The organism is Celerinatantimonas marina (assembly GCF_046054165.1).
Classification (GTDB): domain Bacteria; phylum Pseudomonadota; class Gammaproteobacteria; order Enterobacterales; family Celerinatantimonadaceae; genus Celerinatantimonas.
Window position 1 is genome coordinate 163,954 of sequence record NZ_JBFNXK010000002.1, and the last position, 20,096, is coordinate 184,049.

The 20,096-nt window shown below is 47.3% G+C and carries 11 protein-coding genes; 6 read left to right on the top strand and 5 right to left on the bottom strand.

The genetic code is table 11. The annotated features are described in order from the left end of the window. The first annotated feature begins 110 nt into the window (after nucleotides 1-110). The gene (locus tag ABUE20_RS03180; RefSeq protein WP_408618384.1) at nucleotides 111-8,333 is read left to right on the top strand and encodes an RHS repeat domain-containing protein; all 8,223 of its coding nucleotides are present in this window, start codon (nucleotides 111-113) and stop codon (nucleotides 8,331-8,333) included. A gap of 70 nt (nucleotides 8,334-8,403) precedes the next feature. Next, entirely contained in the window at nucleotides 8,404-9,879 is a 1,476-nt protein-coding gene (locus ABUE20_RS03185) for a Ca2+-dependent phosphoinositide-specific phospholipase C (protein ID WP_408618385.1), read from the top strand. Nucleotides 9,880-10,086: 207 nt separating this feature from the next. On the opposite strand, the gene ABUE20_RS03190 is transcribed toward ABUE20_RS03185, so the two are convergent. Together ABUE20_RS03190 and ABUE20_RS03195 are read right to left on the bottom strand one after the other, a co-directional pair. Then, the gene (locus ABUE20_RS03190) at nucleotides 10,087-10,404 is read right to left on the bottom strand and encodes an antibiotic biosynthesis monooxygenase family protein (RefSeq protein ID WP_408618386.1); all 318 of its coding nucleotides are present in this window, start codon (nucleotides 10,402-10,404) and stop codon (nucleotides 10,087-10,089) included. 156 nt (nucleotides 10,405-10,560) lie between these two features. Then, complete coding sequence (locus tag ABUE20_RS03195) at nucleotides 10,561-10,782, bottom strand: cysteine-rich CWC family protein (RefSeq protein WP_408618387.1); 222 nt, start codon at nucleotides 10,780-10,782, stop codon at nucleotides 10,561-10,563. 513 nt (nucleotides 10,783-11,295) lie between these two features. On the opposite strand from ABUE20_RS03195, the gene ABUE20_RS03200 reads away from it, so the two are divergent. From ABUE20_RS03200 to ABUE20_RS03210, 3 genes are read left to right on the top strand one after another with little or no spacing between them, the layout of a single operon-like run. Beyond that, nucleotides 11,296-12,822 carry a purine-cytosine permease family protein gene (locus tag ABUE20_RS03200; protein WP_408618388.1) on the top strand — a complete coding sequence of 509 codons (1,527 nt, stop codon included), beginning with the start codon at nucleotides 11,296-11,298 and terminating at the stop codon, nucleotides 12,820-12,822. Further along, nucleotides 12,815-13,216, top strand: coding sequence for a YybH family protein (locus ABUE20_RS03205; RefSeq protein WP_408618389.1), 402 nt, complete (start codon nucleotides 12,815-12,817; stop codon nucleotides 13,214-13,216). Before ABUE20_RS03200 ends, ABUE20_RS03205 begins: the two co-directional genes overlap by 8 nt. Before the next feature lie 10 nt (nucleotides 13,217-13,226). Next, nucleotides 13,227-14,648 (top strand): aldehyde dehydrogenase family protein, encoded by a 1,422-nt coding sequence (locus tag ABUE20_RS03210; RefSeq protein ID WP_408618390.1) that lies wholly within the window; start codon nucleotides 13,227-13,229, stop codon nucleotides 14,646-14,648. 13 nt (nucleotides 14,649-14,661) lie between these two features. Here the strand turns inward: ABUE20_RS03210 and ABUE20_RS03215 are convergent, their stop codons facing one another. From ABUE20_RS03215 to ABUE20_RS03225, 3 genes are all read right to left on the bottom strand, one after another. Continuing rightward, nucleotides 14,662-15,342 (bottom strand): glutathione S-transferase family protein, encoded by a 681-nt coding sequence (locus ABUE20_RS03215; RefSeq protein ID WP_408618391.1) that lies wholly within the window; start codon nucleotides 15,340-15,342, stop codon nucleotides 14,662-14,664. Nucleotides 15,343-15,384: 42 nt separating this feature from the next. Further along, nucleotides 15,385-16,146 carry a metallophosphoesterase family protein gene (locus tag ABUE20_RS03220; protein ID WP_408618392.1) on the bottom strand — a complete coding sequence of 254 codons (762 nt, stop codon included), beginning with the start codon at nucleotides 16,144-16,146 and terminating at the stop codon, nucleotides 15,385-15,387. Nucleotides 16,147-17,162: 1,016 nt separating this feature from the next. Further along, nucleotides 17,163-19,202 (bottom strand): methyl-accepting chemotaxis protein, encoded by a 2,040-nt coding sequence (locus tag ABUE20_RS03225; protein WP_408618393.1) that lies wholly within the window; start codon nucleotides 19,200-19,202, stop codon nucleotides 17,163-17,165. Between the two features lie 260 nt (nucleotides 19,203-19,462). On the opposite strand from ABUE20_RS03225, the gene acuR reads away from it, so the two are divergent. Beyond that, nucleotides 19,463-20,083 carry an acrylate utilization transcriptional regulator AcuR gene (acuR, locus tag ABUE20_RS03230; protein ID WP_408618394.1) on the top strand — a complete coding sequence of 207 codons (621 nt, stop codon included), beginning with the start codon at nucleotides 19,463-19,465 and terminating at the stop codon, nucleotides 20,081-20,083. Nucleotides 20,084-20,096 lie beyond the last annotated feature (13 nt).

Below are 20,096 nucleotides of genomic sequence, written 5' to 3' on the forward strand. Positions count from 1 at the left end.
CGGCCCGATAATAATTCCATTTTGTCTTATATCCTATACCCAGCTGTTCTTTCACCATAAGACACTCACTAAATCACATTTTTGAAGGTGATGAAGAGAGGATACACATTATGAGCAGTAAAACTCAAAGCCAGCTCCCGCAGGTTCGCCCAACTCAATTTGAAGATACTATCCATGATATTTTCAATAAAAGCGTTAATTTATTTCGAGGGGATGTCAATTTTTCGTTCGATCTCATATCACTAAAAGGTCGAAATGGACTCGATCTAAAAGTCACGGCCTGTTATGGCAGCCATGTCAAAAGTCAGGTCAATCGCTCGAATGTAACCGCACCCACCAGTATTCTCGGTCTTGGCTGGCAACTGCCTTTTGACCGGATTGAAGTCAGTGATCACGACAATGCCTCAATCAACGATAACCAATATTATTTATATCAAAACAATACATCGATCGAATTGGTCGTTACGCTCCAGCCGTGGTGCCGCCTCACCTTACCTTCTAGTGCCGCGTCAACGTTAAGTCAGGGCCAACTCGATGCCGCAATTTGTGCCGATTTTCTCAGCGCCGGATTAAATCTAGATCCAGCGTCGAGTATCGTGACGGTCACCGCCAATCAGCGCTGGCAAATCCGCGATGACATCAACCAACGTCTGTTTGATGTACAACGACAAAATGATGAACTGCTCGTTTACCCCGGAGGTCTGGCCTTTGAGTCGTTTCAGTACAACTTTAGCCATATTCTTTATTATCCGGCTTATGAACGCTGGGAATTAGTCAAAGATGACGGCACTAGTTATTTTTTTGGAGGACAGCAAACCGCTAACAGTGTGCAATGGAAAGTGAAATGGGGAAACTGGTCCGGACATTCGGCTCTTACCGAAAACGATCAACGTCAGCCATTACAAAGCCGCTACCCCATTATTTGGAACCTAGTTACTGTTGAAGATGTTTGGGGGGATCGCATTCATTTTGAATACGAAACCGTTGAGCAAGCCGTCGGGAAAGGTGGGCTTGCGTTCACCAAAGCCTGTTACCTCTCCCGAATTACCGACATGCTAGGGCGTACGGTTTGTTTTCAGTATGCTGAAAAAGAATATCATATCAATGCGCCGGCTCAAGCCCGAGAGTATCTTAGCCCGCACTGGGATCATCCCTATACCGAACAACCCGACAATGAACCTAGTGCTTACCAGGATCGCTACGAAACCCGCTATCTGGACCACATTGAGGTCAATAATCCCCAGCAGCAACAGCTCTATACCATTCAACTGAGCTACGCGACGGCTCATTTTAGCCAATACCATGATGATGATCCGTTATATGGCGATACGATCAAACGAACTCTTACCGGGATCCAACGGATCTTTGCCAATCACTGTGCATCACCCGGATTACGATTTGAATACGCACCCGCCGATGCGATTCACCCCGGAGCACTCTGTCGAGCTATTACGCCCAACGGGGCTATCATTGATTATCAGTATAAAAAACAATCTATTCCTCGATGTGAACGACAGTTTACCATCGATAATCCCTGGCCAAATACAGCCAAACCCCGAGTCTGGTTCGGTTCTGACTATGTGGTAAATCTCTGGCTAAATGAATCAACCGATCAGATCCAACTATCGCTCTACACTTGGCTCGGACGCTGGCAAGCATGGTCAGAGGATCCTTTACTAATTCAATCTTCTTTTGATATTCAAAGTGTTAATGCCGTTACGACCGAAGATTTTGCCTGTGTGAGTTATACCGTCCCGCAACATCAAAAATCATACGTGTACATCTATCATAAAGATAATCTGCGCTGGGGAGAGTGGATACAAGCAGCGCCAATCACCCTCAACAGTACGAATTTACAGGTCGTCGCCGGAGATAACTTTGTGCTCATCTGTGATCAAAGCCAGCGACAACTCCTGCGCTATACCTGGGATTGTTTTAACAAAATATGGCAAATTGAAGATGTCTCTACTGAAGTAGCCAATGGTGATCCCAACGGCAAACTCTATGTGACGGCTACCAGTAAACACTACGCAGTGCTCGACTACGCCCCATCCCATGGTGGAGAACATCACAACCAGCTCAGTCTCTATTATCAAGATAACCAATACCGCTGGCATGCCGGAGACTCGCAGGAGATGGTCTTTACCATTGGTGGTGATCATCCAGAACAATCATTTGGTTTTTACAGCAGTGCATCGTTTATGGTACTCACATACATCACCCATGAAGTATCACTGCAATTTAACTACACCGTGAAAGTCATCAGTTGGGATGAAATCTTCAGCTCTCTTGATAGCCACGATTTCACTTATCAGCTGCCTAAAAGTGCGCCATCGAAAGTCATCACCATTCCATTTATCGCTCGTTTTGTAAACAATAGTCTGATTGCTTCCGGCCCTAACTTACTGCGTTATAACGGCGAAAAATGGTTGCAAAATAACAGTCTGGATATTCGGGATACTTGCAGAGATACCGATATCAACTGGTTTGCTTATGGTGAAGATTACGCCATCCTGACCAGCAACCGAGAATATGCCGTTGATGCCCGGTTAGTGGCCTATGATGCCACGACCGAAATACGTCAATGGAACAGTCAAGGGGTGGTTTTATACAGCAAAGATGGATCGACATCGGATCGTAAACGCCGTTATTTTCCAACGGCTGGTGCGGATATAGCCACAATGGACAACCGGGTCTATCACCGTGACTCTCAGTGTAACTGGCAAAATGCCGTTGCTCATTATCAACCCCTACCGGATGCGATCGACAGCACAACGATGATTAATCAGGGGCCTCGTTTCATTGCCTATCTCAATATGCAGGGAGAATCGGCCCAAAATAGCGCGGTATATCCCTTCGAGAACCAGTATCTGTGCCAAGAGACACTATTGGATCAACGCTTTTTCACCTATATCAATGCCGATGGTTCTATCAGTAGCCAGGTCAATGGGCAATACCCTTCGGGTTTATCAACCTTTGTAACCTACCTACCGCTGCATAAAGATTTTGATGATGCCACCCACATCACCCTCAATCGTTATTTGGATGATACCTTGCAAGGGGAGCTGATTGACTACTGCGTGGCCTCCATGCAGATCAATAACGGCTACACCACCAGCAGCACCCAATATCTATTTGATATCAACTCTGCGACCTGTGATCCGACTGGCAGCATTTTTAAATATTATAAAACCATTGATTATCCCGGTACCGAAAGCATTGACGATCCATGCTTCGGCTACACTGAACACTACTATTTTAATGGGCTCAGCGATCCCAACCCATCATCCAATCTGATCGAAACTGAACCCGCTACCGCGTTACTGGATGGTCAACAGATCGAACAAAAAGTCTTTAACCAGCAGGGACAACTACTGCGCCACGAACAGCAGCAACTTCAGAGTTTTACCCAAATATCCGGCAACACTGTCCACCAAAATCTGTTTGGGGGATATGTGCGTTGCCTTAAAAACACGGTGTATAACGAAGAACTAGTCGTCACCACTCACTATCAGTATGAAACGCAATTTGGCAAATTATCGCAGGAGTATTTTGAAAATATCACCCCCGAAGGCACCACAGAAACTCTTTATAAATCATATCAATACGCGTTTCAGGCCTACCCATGGTTTCTGTATAAAAACATCATCGATGTCCCGTTCAGTCAGTTCGATTCCGTACTCGTCTCAGGCAGTGCTTCTTCGCAGCTTACCGCTGGGAGCTTACAACAATATGCACCGCAACAGCGAACTCAAAACGGGATGCCAGCTCCAACCGTATGGGCCAGTTCAACAGCCTATGTACTGCAACAACAAACCCAATTAGCCGATTTGGATATCGCCCATCTGATCCAGAAAGATCCGGGAAGTTATTGGCAACAAGTCCATCAAATCTTAGAGCGGACTTTTTATGGATCCATTGTGACCCAGAGTGATGTCTCCGGGCTAACTGAAAAAATCTTCTGGGATCGCAATCAGATCCTGCCGATCGCCACCTTTTCACTCAAGGATCCCCTAAGCTGTGATTTTATCGGCTTTGAGCCTTATGAAGATACGCAGGATCGCTGGCGCATGCACAATACCCAGCTAAAATTAAGCGACTATCTGCGCTCTGGCGATGCTTATACCGGTAGTTGCTGTTTCCAGTTACAACCGCAGCACACTCTTGAAAAAATCAGTCCGGTCCAACAAAACGGAACCCTAATCGTCTCCGGTTGGATCAAAGCACCTCAAGGATTTCTCAGCGACACCGGTGATGTATATCTGATCACCGAAGCGGAGAATCCGCAAAAAATTGCGATTACGCCCACCCACGAAGATCGCTGGGAATATTGGCATGCTGTTATCGAAACCAGCCAAAGCCACTCCCTGATGCTCTCAATGGCTATCACAAACACCAAACACAGTAGCTCCCTGCTGTTTAACAATATCAGCACCTTTCCCCTCAGCTGTAATATGGATGCGAAATTTTATGATCTAATTTATAGCGATGAAATCGCCGCGATCCGTAACGATGCCGGAACTCTCCGCTATGCCTATAACCCGCTACGCCAGAAATTTGCCGAAACCGGTCCGTGGGGAAATAGCCAAAAAGGGGTGGTGAACTATGCGCCCCGTAGCTGGCATGATCCTATTCCTTATCAATATCCACAATCCACGCCATCCAGTGAACTAGCGATTATGGCGGCCGAGGGTGGGATCTATGAAACTTTCACCGAGGGTGACCAAATATGGGCCAGTTGGCAACGGGAGGATCCCAGCGTCTGGCAGATCCAAAACGGACAGCTTTACCATAATGGTTCTTCAAGCGATACCATTCGCTGGTTAACCACGAGCACCCAGAGCCACTATGCACTCGGCTTTACACTCAGCTCCCCCAAAACGGAGCAACTGTCATTCTCTATTGCAATAGGTGATCGGCTGGAAGCCAGTTGGGATCTACAAAGCGGCTGGAGCATGGCACTTGATGGCACCCGCCATAGCGATCCGACCATTAATGGCAAGGTGCCGACATCGGTGCTACTGATCCCGGTCAACGGGGCCTTGCTGTTACTCGCCGATGGCCGCATCGTATTCTCGCTATGGAACACGACGCCACTGACGGGGTCATTCCAATTATCGGCAAAAGGGGCATTGCAATTTGCTAATTTTATCACTTATCAAGCCCCGCAATTGTCGCTGAACTACAAAGGCGGTACTGGCCAAATCCTGCAAACACAAGTACTTAATAACGGCACGACGCTAGCGAAAGGCACCGTCTATGATGCTCTGGGCCATAGCATTGCTCAGACTAAAATCGCCGGTTTTGAACACACGCTATTCGGCTATCGCCAGCAACTGATCACCGCACTGGATCCCGAAACCGGCATCATGAGCGGCGAGATCAGCCAAGCATATCCTAAAGATGAAGGCTACCCCTATCACGGAACACAATATGAATCGGCTCCGCTAGGCCGCCCAGTCCAACAAGGACTACCTGGAAAAACCTTTGCTATCACTCCAGATAATCCGCATACCACCCGCTTTGATTATCATGTGACCGATCAAACGAGCATTGCCGGAATTACGCCGCACAACGGCCAATTTACAGTCTCTGCGATTACCGATCCAAACGGGACTATGATATACACTCTCACCGATCGCAAAGGACAGCTTCTAGGGCGGCAAACCAACCGGGGCAATCAGGTCTTAAAGGCGGTACAACAGATCTTTAATCCGGCGGGTCAGATCATTCGAGTGTTACATCCGAACTCGTTTAATGCCCCGACTCCAGAGCAAGACTTTATCACGCAAAGCCAATACAACTTTTTAGGACAGCTCACGGCCCGTACCACGACCGATAGCGGAACAACGCAATATATCTACGATCCAACCGGGCGGATCCGTTTTAGCACTACCGCCCAGACCAACGCTCAAGGTGTCATTTTATATAAAAAGTATGATGCTCTGGGACGGATCATCGAAGAGGGACAAATCGCTCAAACCTGGGATCCAGAACAGTTACAAACCATTGCGGATCACCAACCGGAATATCCACAGAATAACAACTGGGATACCTTCAACAGCTATGACGGAACCGGCAAAGAAAGCACTTTGCTGGGCCGACTATGGAAAACCCAGAAACGTAATCCCGGTGCGATCATTATCGAAAACAGCTATCAGTATGATCACTTCGGCCATACCACTGAAAATCAGCTGTCAGTGAGCGGTCAGTCACCCCAGCGCAGCCAATATAGCTATGACAATCTGGGAAATATTATTGCAATTGACTACCCTGTTGGTGCTCCGGTCGCAAAAGTCTGTTATCGCTATAACGAAATGGGCCAAAATATTGCCATCGGTACGCCGTCCGAACCTGACAAATTTGCAGCCTATACCTACCACGCTGACGGTAGTCTGGCGAATGAGCGATTAAACACCCAAGGCGCTCAACCGTTGGAGCGCAGTTTTACTTATAACTCTCCCGGCTGGCTCACTGAACTAGACAATCACTATCAGGATCAACGCCCCATTCTAGCGCAAACATTCCATTACACTGACGATGGCTATAACGGGGCCGGATACTTCAATGGCAATCTGGCTCAGGTCAGTCACCACAATGCGATAACCCCCGCCCATTCATTCGATTACCGTTATCAATATGATGGCAGTGGTCAGTTGCTGGTGGCACAACACAGCCGTAACCCACTCTATAGTCTCGGAACACAGACCCCATTAAGCTTTGATGCCAACGGCAACATTCTGGATCTGCAACAGGGCTCGCAGCAACAGCACTATGACTATCTAAATCAAAGCAACCGGATACTCACCGTGCAAACCGATCAGGGAATATCTCAGACCTTCGCTTATGATGTCGGTGGTAACATCACCGGAGCCTCAGCGCATCAGATCAGTGATATCGCCTACAACTTGTTAAATAACTTACCGATGACGGTCAAAACTGAAAATCAGGAAATACTCAGTTTACTTTATAACGGTCTGAACCAACGGGTGCTCAAACGCCATCAAGATGGAACGCAGACACTGTATGTCCATGGTCTGAACGATGAACCGCTGCTCGAACAAGGTCAACAGCTGCGTCAATATATTTATGGGGTTGGTGGATTATCAGTAATGATCCTCGATCAACAGCCGCTCTATGTCTTAAAAGATCAGCAGGGTTCTGTTCGGGTGGTTGTCGCGGACGATGGCGAAATCCGGGCAATGCTAGATTATATGCCGTTTGGTCAGCTCATCACTGCAACCGCCTTACATCCGGAGCTGACCCCCTACCGATTCACCGGGCAAGAGTTTGACAGCGAACTGGGATTGTATAATTACCGGGCCCGGTTTTACGATCCGGATCTGGGACGTTTTTACTCCTGCGATCCAAAATTTCAGTATGGAAGCCCCTACGCTTACTGTGATAACAATGCGATCAACCGCACCGACCCATCCGGTGAAATTGCATCACTGTTAATTATTCTGGCGGTTGGAGCCCTCATTGGTGCTGGCGTTGGTGCAGCGGCGGCCACTTATACCGGAATTAAATCTGGCTTAAGTGGCGGACAACTTGCGGGTTATATTCTAGCCGGAGCCGGAATTGGCGCTGTCGCGGGAGCCCTTTCATCACTAGCAGGGGTTGGGGCATTTGCGGTGGGCTCTGCCGCGGCGGCTGCAACGGCGACAGCGGCCGGAGGAGTTTCAGCTGCCATTGCCGGTGTCGCAGGTGTAGCGGCTGGTGCTGCCGTTGGGGCAACTGCCGGGGCAGCTATCGGTGCTTCACAAGGCGTCAGTCAGCATTTTGTCAACGATCTATTCGGTGTTGAAAACACCAGCAGCTGGCAGCAATCTTTGCTGACCGGGGCCATTACCGGAGCCGTTGGTGGCGCGATTGCTGGTGGGATAGCTGGAGCAGGTGGGGCAATGGCCACACTGCAGTCACTACGCTATGCAGAAATTACCGGCAATAACGGTTGGGCTTTCAGCCCCCGCTCTATCACGCAGGTCAGCGATGCTTACAGCTCTTTCAGTTCAATGGGCGTCGTTCCATTACCTTCGGTTGTCAGCCGGATCCCAAATGTCAATGTTCCGGTTATCGGCAGGCTTCAAACTTTTGTACTCAGTAAATTCAGCCTGCCAACGTTAGGGAGTGGCGTGAAAGCACTGGCTCAAAAAGCTATCACACCTCTACTGCCGTCATCAACGACCCAAAATGGAAACGCCATGCAAGCTTCACAAAGTGTTGCCAATATCTATGCTCAGCAAGCGTATAACTCGTCGATGAGCGCTAACATCGGGCTGGAAACAGCCTTGATCCTAAATCCATCCATGTGGAAAGACGGACAGGCATAATCCGTTCATCGCAGCCACAACAGAGAGTGCCATCGGCACTCTCCATTTCAGTCATCATCGGAGAATGATCATGAATGATAATGATGTACGATATAATCAGGTCCGACAGAAAAGTTCACATAACTCCTACCAGCGAACCGAAGGGTATCCGGATCAGGCGCTCTACTGGCGCATCCGCTCTATGGAAATTGATATTCATAATAGTAACGACGGTGCCGGATGGCCGAAACTTGCTGGGAATTGGTATGTATATCATGCCTCTGTCGTCGATCAAGATAGTTCGGTCAATACCTTAGCGGACGCACTAGATGTGCTGTGGGCCTTTCATCAGGCCGTGCCAGATCATGAAGTCATCAGTCTCTGGTTAGATTTAAAAGATAGTTTCGATGCCAGTGCCGATCAAACACCGGCTTCACTGGATCAATTACTCATCCATAAATTAGGACGGGAGCAAATTTGGGGCGCGCCGGATCTCATTGCTGACTATCCTAATCTTCAGGCTGCCGTCGACGCTCAAGGTTGGCCAACACTGGCACAGCTACGCGGTAAATTTATTTTTGGTTGCACCACCGGAAATTTATCCTCCACCTCATCCGTGCTGAATCAATATGTGGAAAATGGTGCCACCGCCAATCAACGGCTTTGCTTTGTCACCCCAGAGATTACCAGTACTCATGATATCACCGCCCATAACTATGCGGTCATGTTCAACCTTTCTGCCAGCCATACCCAACTGGCACAATCTGTATTCGAGGCCGGATTCGTCAGCCGGGCTTACGGTCTGAATTCAAAAAGCAATTGGCAAACCGGATGGAATGCCAAAGCCAACCATCTGGGAACCAATAAAGTCAATGCCCTTGAAGATAGCTGGGCCAGAACCGACCTTACGCAAACCGGTTATCCTTTTACCGGCATTGACGTCACATTAGATCCCACACTCACAGAACCGGGAGCGCTGTATGCAATTCAAGTCAACTCCGGCGATATTTGGAGTAACCATGACAGCTTTTATTTTCGATATGATGAGGTCGATACCACCCATGATCAAACATTCAGCGCTTTTGTAGCCAACCCACAATCTCATGTTAATGGCTGGATCAAAGGTGGATTAATGGTCCGTAGCAGTCTGTCGGATACGGCGGCTTACGCGGCAGTGTTACAAACCGCATCTCATAACATCCGCTTTCAGTACCGGATCCAAGATGGACATCAAACGGACTATATCGATGCCGAGATCCCTGATGGGGTCAACGGTAAGCCAATCGTTCATAACAATACACCGATCTGGTTTCAACTCACGATTCAAAATCATGGTAAGAATGTCGGCGCATATTACTCGATCGACCATCAGGAATGGATCAAAATCGGCACAGTGAATGTCACCCAGAGCCTATCGTTGCAGGGCTGGGCGGCAGCCTCTCATGGAGATGGCGATATTAAATGGTTATTTGGATCCGATACCGTACCCACCCAAGAAAAGGCAATTGGCACTGATGCATCAGGTCATTTTATTCAAAATAGTGCTGAAGCCGCCCGAATTAATTGATATTCAAAATACATCTGATCCTCTGCGCTGCATTTTCACGCGCAGAGGATCAAAGCCGGTTTGCTCAGTTCATGAGATGTCACAGGCCACGCCGAGTTTAAAAAGGGGTTAATTTGAACAACACATTACCCCCGAAAGCTCAACAGTCCTTTGTGCTATCTATGTCATCAATATAACCATTGATGACACAGTACCTGACATGGCTCATCACATACCATAATCACGTTCAACTTTTGCAATACGGGTTTTAAATGATGAATACCACTGGCTACGCCCCTGTTTTTGGGCTTGTAGATGTTCCGCATTGGCTTTCCAATTTTTAATAGATTCCAGATCGGCCCAGTAAGACACGGTAATCCCGACGTCTTCCCGGGCCGACTCTACACCCAAAAATCCTGGTTGAGTGGCGGCTAACGCGACCATTTTCTCAGCCATCTGCTGATAACCCTGATCACCATCGGTCCGATGTGATGTAAAAATAACCGCATAATAAGGGGGCTTGGGGGTGTTAGCAATCAGTGACATACGCGCTCCGGTATCAGTCTAGTTCCGTTTAAACAGCATCCAACTTAGCCATATTTTTAGCCTATGGCAACTCACCAGCCACATCGAGCCCATAAAACTAAAAAACTGGACCGTCCAGCGCAATATGCTCATCGTTGTCCAGTTTTTAACCGTATCTTAGTCAACCTCAGCCGTTTTCTGATATTTCATAACACAGGATTTACAGATACAAGCTTTGCCCCGCAGTTCTGACGGGATCTTTGACAATAGCACTTCTGAAAAAATAATGGTCGGATCATTACACCAACATGCGCGAGTGACATCAGCCGTCGCCAAATTAATGCATTCATTCGACTCACCACATAAAGGGCAAATCAGAGGATCAGGTTTAATATTCATTTGCTTCAGGTCTCGCCCTCACTGTTTAATAATTGATCACTTTTTATCCTAAAGAAAGCATCCCTGCAACTTTCCAAATCCTATTCTGCACTCGATGAGTCCCCAAGTTAGGTCAATTTCATCGCGGCCCACAACGCACTGTTGTCTGTCGGAACGATGGATTATTTGTGAATGTGTTAGCTCAAGAGTGCATCATTAAATCATCAAACCCAACAGAGACAGCCATGTCTCCCAGTCCTCTCTTTTCAAAACAATCAGCCACGAACTTCTCATTTCAGTTACATGACCTCATTCGCTCAAGGCGTGGTTTAATCGGCCCGCATCTTTATCATTCGAGCTGTTACTCTCGACTGGGTCATCATTCACAAGACGCCACCCCATATCAATGCACACGGCACGTTGGTATGGGCCAATGTTTCAAACGCTACCCCATCTGAGGTATTTATTAAAAATAGAGCCCTTTCTATCTTATGAACAGCACTGTATCTGTCATTAACAAATTAAGGTGGGGAAATGGACGTTCAAACTCGTACAGAAAATACAGGAAAAATCATCAATATAGAAACGAATGGTATTGAACCTATCCATGAGCGTGAGCGATCAGCTTCACTGTTTGACTTCCTGCGGCTGCAATGGGGAGGCTCAAATACGCTAGCTTCAGCCATGTTGGGCTCATTTCCGATCATTTTGGGCCTATCATTTTATCAATCGCTGGCCGCCACTATTCTCGGAATATTTATCGGAGCACTGATCTTAGCCCCGATGGGAGTTTTTGGTCCTATCACCGGCACCAACAATGCCGTTTCCTCCGGCGCTCATTTTGGCGTAGTTGGCCGAATTGTCGGGTCCTTTCTAAGCCTGTTAACCGCAATCTGCTTTTTCTCTCTCAGCGTATGGTCCAGTGGCGATGCATTAATCGGTGCCATCTGCCGAATTTTCCATTGGACACAAGCACAATGGATGTTTGCCATCGCCTACGGCATATTTGCACTGTGCGTGCTCGTCATTTGTATCTATGGCTTTCAGTTCATGTTGTTGGTTAATAAAGTTGCAGTCACGCTGGCATCCGTTGTTTTTGTTGTCGGATTTGTGGCCTTTGGCGGAGAATTCCACCCAGATTTAGTCACCGGTGCGGGGATGAACTTACAGAGTCCCGGTTTTTGGGCAACCTTTATTGGAGCCACATTAATCGTGATGTCCAATCCCATCTCATTCGGTGCTTTTTTAGGGGACTGGAGCCGTTATCTGCCGGAAAAAACACCCCGGACTCGGATCATTACCGCAACCCTAATGGCTCAAAGTTGTACCCTATTACCGTTTTTGTTCGGATTAGTAACCACCGCCATTATTGCTGAACGTGCCCCGGAATTTATTACTTCAGTCAACTACACCGGCGGCCTACTCACCGTATCGCCGACCTGGTTCTTCCTTCCTTTAATCGTCCTGGCCCTCATCGGCGGTTTATCGACCGGAGCCACGTCCTTATACGGAACGGGTCTTGATTTTTCGAGTGTTTTCCCGGGATTAAGCCGAGTTCAGGCCACCCTTCTCATCGGAATTTTATCCATTATCATTATCTTTGTGGGTCGATTTGCCTTTGATTTGGTCACCTCCGTCACAACCCTCGTCACACTAATTATCGTGACCACAACACCTTGGATGGTGATCATGATGATTGGTTTTCTCTCTCGACGCGGATTTTATCTGAAAGATGACTTACAAGTTTTTAACCGGGGTCAGCGCGGAGGAGCTTACTGGTTCCATAACGGCTGGAATTTCCGAGGGATGATTGCTTGGATCCCATCTGCCATCATTGCCCTATTAACCGTCAATCTTCCCGGTCAGTTTGTCGGCCCTTTAGGCAACCTAGCCGGAGGGATCGATATTTCACTGGTGGTCGCATTGCTATTGCCAGCCATCATTTATCCCACGCTTTTAAAACTATTTCCAGAACCGGCGGCTGTCCATCCCACCACTTCCGACATCACAAATCATCATCCCGTAACGGGTCAGCAACCACAGGGAGCCTTACATGAATAACGACCACAAACAAATGGCGCAACAGGCTATTGAACAGTTAATTGAGGCCTTTGCTCATCATCAAACTGAACGCTATTTTGAGTGCTTTCACCCAGATGCGACTTTTATGTTTTACACTGTCGCCGGACGTGTTTCCTCACGGGAAGCCTACCGAAAATACTGGCATGAATGGGAACAACAATGGGGGTTTCAGGTTTTATCCTGTCAGTCGACCCACCCCCACTATCAGTATTTGGATGATATGGTCATTTTTACTCATCAGGTTCAGACTCAAATTCAAACCCACGAGGGAACGCAGTCGCTTAAAGAACAAGAAACAATCGTCATGCAATGCCAATCCGATGAACGCTGGTTATGCATTCATGAGCATCTTTCTCCGGCCGCGAGTAACTAAGGATATCGTCATGATGAATACCTCGATCCACAATCAATCGGTGTTAATCAATAACCAGTGGTTCCAAGGACAAGGTGATCTATTCGATGTCATTAATCCAATGGATCGTTCATTGATCACTCGGATGCCAATGGCTTCAATCGCTCAGGTCGATGCGGCCGTTCAGGCCGCCAAAGCAGCGTTTATTCAGTGGAAAAAGACCCCTCCAGCGACTCGTAGTGAATACTTATCCAAAATAGCGAGAGCCGTCGAAGCCCATCGGGAGCGATTAATTAAGTTGCAGCAACTTAATTCCGCCAAACCGCAGATGGAAGCGGAAATGGATGTCGATGATGTGATTGCAACCTTTGATTACTACGCAGACTACCTGACACAACAACCGCTTCAGAGTAACGTCGCTTTAAATAATGATCAGTTTTCGGCCACCCTAATCAAGGAACCCATCGGAGTCACCGCACTCATTATGCCTTGGAATTTTCCAATGGTGACGACAGCCTGGAAACTAGCTCCGGCACTGGCGGCCGGTTGTTGTGTCGTTCTCAAACCATCCGAACTAACCCCATTAGCTGAAATTGCGCTACTGCAGCTAATTGTGACGACCGGACTCCCGGCGGGCGTGGTCAATCTAGTTTGTGGACAAGGGAACTCCGTGGGCGAAGCACTGATTAATCATCCGGATATTGCCAAAATTTCTTTTACCGGAAGTAAACTCGTCGGGGAACATATCATGCAACAGGCGGCGCGGGATATTAAATCCGTCAGTTTGGAATTAGGCGGTAAATCTTCGCTCATCGTATTAGAAGATGCAGATTTGGATTTGGCGGCGACACTCGCCTGCGATGGCGCTTTTTTTAATGCGGGTCAAATGTGCTCGGCCACCTCCCGAGTTTTAGTCGCAGAGAGTCAATCTGCAGCGCTGGCTGCGAAAATTAAGCAAAAAATGCAAACTCTCGAAATCGGCCCTCTCATTAGTAAAAAACAGTGGCAAAAAGTGCAGCGCTTGGTCGAACAGGCCCAAACTCCAGCACAGGTAATCTCACTAAGCTCCCCCTCGATGGTTCGCAGCTTTCACTACCCAGCTACACTGATCACGGATATTACCTTGAGTGATCCGCTCTGGCGTGAGGAGATCTTCGGACCCGTGCTATGTCTGAAGACATTTAGCAGCGATGCCGAAGCGATCCAGCTGGCCAACGATACCGAATATGGTCTGGTGGCCACCATCGTCGGCCGTAACGCCGAGCAAACTCAGCAGATTGCGGCGGAACTCCAGAGTGGAACCGTGTGGATCAATTCGCCGCAGGTGATCTTTCCCCAAACCGGTTGGGGAGGGTATAAACAGAGTAGTCTGGGACGCGAGTTAGGTCCTTGGGGGCTCAGCGCCTTTCAAGAGATCAAACATATTGTCACGCCCCTGCTTACTCAAGCTTAGATGAAGGCTCACTTCAACGGCGATCTTCAATCAGACAACCGACCCGATTAATTTCATCTTCATGAGCAGCATCCCGATAAGGTTCATTCAGGGCCTGCTCATACCACAACTGCATTGCCGGAAACTGTAACATTCGCTGGAGGTAGGCCTCGGATTCAGCGCTTAATGAAATCCCAAAGCTCTGAAAACGGAACACCACTGGCGCATAAAAAGCATCAACAGCCGTGAAATGCTCACCGGCTAAGAATGGGCCTTTAAAGGTACTTAAACCATATTGCCAGAGCGCATCGATGCGAGAGATATCCGTGGCTAACTCTGCCAATGATGCAGCATTGAGCTTCACACTCACTCCACAGTTCATTGAACAAATCCGACGTAGATCCATGAATCCGGAATGCATCTGAGCTGATACACTCCGAGACCACGCCCGAGCCGCTTCATCTTCCGCCCAAACACCGGGATGTTTTTCAGCCAAATATTCAATAATAGCCAGCGAATCCCAAACCGTTAATTTATCCGTCACCAGACACGGGACCAGCCTGGATGGACTCACATGTTGATAATTCTCCCAATCGAGCTTATCTCCGAACGGATGAACAATTTCCAGAAATGGAATATTCAGTGCTTTTAATAAGACCCAGGGACGTAATGACCATGATGAATAATTTTTATTCGCAATATGCAGTGAATACATTGTTTCCTCTATCTGGCAATATCAATAACCATCGAAACATCATCATAGATGAGCCGATCCACAATAGCTACGCCCCGTGGCTAAAAAAGTCCCCCAGTCATCGCGACCGCGACTCCGGGCATCAGCCACAGCCGAGGTCACATCATAAGCGACTTTCAATTGCGCCACATTCCATCCATCGGCCGAAGCTTCCAGCAAGCTATAACTCGCGTGTGAACTAAAATTTTCCATCGCATGCACACAGGGAAAATCATCCTGATAGGCGGGTAAACCAACACTTCCGGGATTAACGATCAATTGCTGACGACTCGTGTATACCGTCCGTGGCAAATGCGTATGTCCACATAACACCACTGCGGAAGTCACCTCCCCCAGCAATTGCAAGATAGACGACTCAGATCGTAGCTGAGGTGTCCCAGTTACAACATCTTCCAACAGATAGACTTGATCATCTGACGGAGTTCCGTGGCATAGAAAAATATCCCCATCTAATACTAATGTTGCCGGTAATGAACGCATCCATTGCAAGGGGGCTTTTCCCAAATCCTGTAAAATAAACTGCAGGGTTGGATTGAATTCAATGGCATCCCCGCTAGCCTCATAGATCTGACGATCTTGATTGCCACGGATTGTCACTAACTCATGCTCCATTAACAACTCATAGCTGGCTTTGGGTGCAATCGGGCCATATAAAATATCCCCCAAATTCACAACCACATCCGCTCCTCGGCGCTTAATATCCTGAAGCACAGCCTTCAGGGCATACACATTACTGTGAATATCGGACAATACGGCTATTTGCATCAGTCACCTCTGTCGGTTGTTCCATGAACGATTGATCTTTCGTGATTAGTTTGGCAGCTTCATAAACCGCACCTTGTTCAAAATGCGTTGAATTTGAACAAAATTCACCTCTGAAAGATCAACAGTCCTCAAACGTCTGAATATAACTTAAGCCTGTACGAGAAAAAATTACTAAATCATAGGGTTCATCTCAGAGCCAACGCTCAGCTCCGGCATTGGAACGATCACAATTTAAAAAGGGTCAGAACAAGTCATTGCGACTTTCCCATTACTATTTAGCCCCTCTCTTTTTTAAGGAAAGACCGGTGGAGATGTACAGACTGGTGGACTTATTCAAATTTAACACCCCTCTAGCTCCCCCTTGAAAAGGAGAAGAATAGATTGGCGTGGCGCCTCCCTTGAGAGGAAGAACACGGACTGGTGAGATTTCTCCATCATAATTGAACACCTCCCCTTTTGAAGAGGAGGCCGATGGGGCGTGTACAGACTGGGGGACTGGTTCAAATTTAACACCCCTCTAGCTCCCCTTTGAAAAGGGGGAAGAATAGATTGGCGTGGAGCCTCCCTTGAGAGGGAGAACATGGACTGGTGAGATTTCTCCATCATAATTGAACACCTCCCCTTTTGAAGAGGAGGCCGGTGGGGCGTGTACAGACTGGTGGACTTATTCAAATTTAACACCCCTCTAGCTCCTCTTTGAAAAGAGGAAGAATAGATTGGTGTGGCGCCTCCCTTGAGAGGAAGAACATGGACTGGTGAGATTTCTCCATCATAGTTGAACACCTCCCCTTTTGAAGGGGAGGCCGGGTGGGGTTTTTAAGGATCTTAAGATTTGCCAAGCGGTGGACAGGGGCAAGAAAGATAGTAAACAAAAATAAACGGCTGGGGAAATTATGGGAAGATGGCGTCAAACGACAAACCATCCTCGAAGGTTACAACTGGCCCAGTCTCTTAAGCCGGAAAGGTAATCAAGAGATGGGCCAACCAGCCCCCTATTTCATCCGTGATGACTTAACTTATACTTTAAAACTCCCGACCTGCTTATCTAGCTGCTGATAGAGTTCTGTAATATGTTGTGAATGTGTTCGAATCAAACTGGAGACATCTTCCACCCCATCGGTCTGTTCCTTCAAACCCAACAAGTTTTCCATAATCGATTGTGAGACTGTCGATTGTTCTTGAGTCGCTTGTGATGTTTGCTGAGCCATCTGTTGTGCTTCTTTAAACGAAGTAGTCAGACGATTAAAGATTTCATCAACTTCTTTAAAGGTTTCAATGGTTTTATCCGCATTTCCCCGACTGGTTTGAATCGCTTGCGATGACGCCGTGACATTATTTTTCAGTTTTTCAATAATCGCTTCAATCTCATTGGTACTTTCCTGAGTTCGATTCGCCAGTGTTCTCACTTCATCAGCGACCACCGCGAATCCTCGTCCCTGTTCTCCGGCCCGAGCCGCTTCAATCGCCGCATTCAGTGCCAACAAGTTCGTTTGTTCAGCAATCTTCCGGATCACACCCAATACCGATGCAATATCCACCGAACTCTGTTCTAGTTCATTGGAACGCGTCAGTGTTTGTGCAATATCATCGGCCAGACGCATAATGGCCTTACTGGATGACTGTACGGCATCACTGCCCTGTGTGGTCAGAGCACTCGAACGATCCGCCTCATCGGCGGAGACTTTGGCCATCTCGGCCATTTGCTGATTAGACATGGTCATTTCATTCGCGGCACTGACGATCTGCTCTGATGCGCTCACCAAACCATGTGTGATATGACCGGCTTTATCAGAGACCTCCCTCAATTCATTGGTCATACTGCCCAGAGCTCTGGATTGATCACTCACGCTTTGAATAATCGTGCGAAGCCGCTCCACAAAATCATCAAACTGATTGGCCAATGCCCCCAATTCATCTTTGGCCTGGGAATTAATCCGCTGTGTTAAATCACCATCACCTTCAGCGATCTCTTTAATCCGCCGAGTAATCCCATTTACATTTTTAGTAATCCGCAAAGGTACAAAATAACCGAATCCCAGCGCGATAAGGAAGGCAACAACCATCACAACAGCTGCGGTCTGTTCCATATGCGCCATTTTCTCGATCATTTCTTTACCCGCACTTCGGGCCCGTTTCCGCACCAGTTCCCCGGCTTTATCCAATATACTTCGCAGATCAGCGAACTGTTGATCTGCGTTATCATCTTGCTCATCCTGCTGTTGCTGCTGACCCATTTTCTCTGCCAGCGATTTAACCATGGTGTCACTACGCTGGAACCACTCATTAAACAACATATCGAAATTATCATAAGGTGCAGTTAAATCCGGATAATCCACCAGCTCACTGCGATAGCGATTAAATCGCTGAATGACCTGCCGCACATTGGTATAAAACGTGTCTTTATTAGCATCAAAATTTCCGACATGTCCGACCATTTTTTGCAGAGATAATCGGGCCTGATAAATATCCCGATCTGCATTTAAAATTTCAGTAATGGCTTCGACAAAGTGATCTAAATCGGTCACGGATATTTTATTACCTTCTAGTTGTCGAGCTTTACTGCGTAACGCTTCTCCCGCTTTATCCAACATATTGCGAATAATACCGAACTGCTGATCCAGTACCATCATGGTACCGGACATCTGCTGACGATACTGATAGTTGGACTGGATCACCCGACTCGCCGTTAACCACTTCTGATATTGCTGATCAAACGCCTGAAACTGAGTCACAATATCAGGCTCATCTGCCAGATATTCTCGATATTTATGAAACCGTTCAAGCACTTGCTGAGCATTACTATCGAATTCCTTCTGATTGTCAGCTTGTTCACCCTGATTGGTAATAATCATTTCTTTCGCGAGCCGGGCCTGATATAAATCCCGATCCGCGTTCAGTACAACCGCAATAGCTTCAAAATAATGCTCAGATTGTATTTTTAATGCTTTTTGCTGTTCTGTATTCATATACAGCATCAACAGCAGCAATGCCGCCAAGATCACCGCCAAAAACAAGATCGGAAACATCATCTTAATTCGAATCGAGTGCAGATTCATATTATGTCCTAAGCAAACCCACTTTATACTGAGTCTAGAAAAGGGATATCGATCCAGCAAATCAGGAATGCATAAAAAAAGAACAAATTATGAGTTTTATATCATTAAAGAGACCTCTCCTTTAATGCTTGAATTTCGTTCAAATTAAACACTTTTTACAAACGACACGAATGATGCAGCTTTTAGAATTAGCGAACTAGGTGCAACAAGGTTCAGGATGCGTTTAAATAGACCACTAAACTTTCAGATAAGGAGCTGTAGTGCCGATAAAACGCCAACGAGGTCGACCGCCGAAATCAGAGCGGGGCTACGATGATACGCGTCAAGTTCTGATTCAAAGTGGTGTTGAATTATTGACCATCTATGGCTATTTGGGATCCGGCGTCGATGCCATTGTCAAAAAAGCAAATGTGCCCAAGGGGTCGTTTTATCATTATTTTGCCAATAAAGAAGCCTTTGGACATGCGGTGCTGGAAGCTTATGGCCATTACTTTGCCCATAAACTGGATAAACATCTGGGGATTGAAGCGCATCCTCCATTACAGCGACTCGCCAACTTTGTCGAAGATGCCAAAGCCGGAATGGCTCGTTATCAATTCTGCCGGGGCTGTTTGGTCGGCAATATGCTGCAGGAAGTTCCACAACTTTCAGAGCAGTTTGCTCAGCAATTGCAACAAATCCTGGCCGATTGGCAACAGCGAATTGCTGATTGTCTGGCCCAAGCCAAAGCCTGCCAAAACATCCGAGCCGATATCGACGAGACACAGATGGCCGAACTATTCTGGTCCGGCTGGGAAGGTGCCGTCATGCGAGCCAAACTCTTTAAATCAACCCAGCCACTGGATCAGTTCTGGAGCTATTTTATTAAAAATCTACAATAAAATTTTTAACATC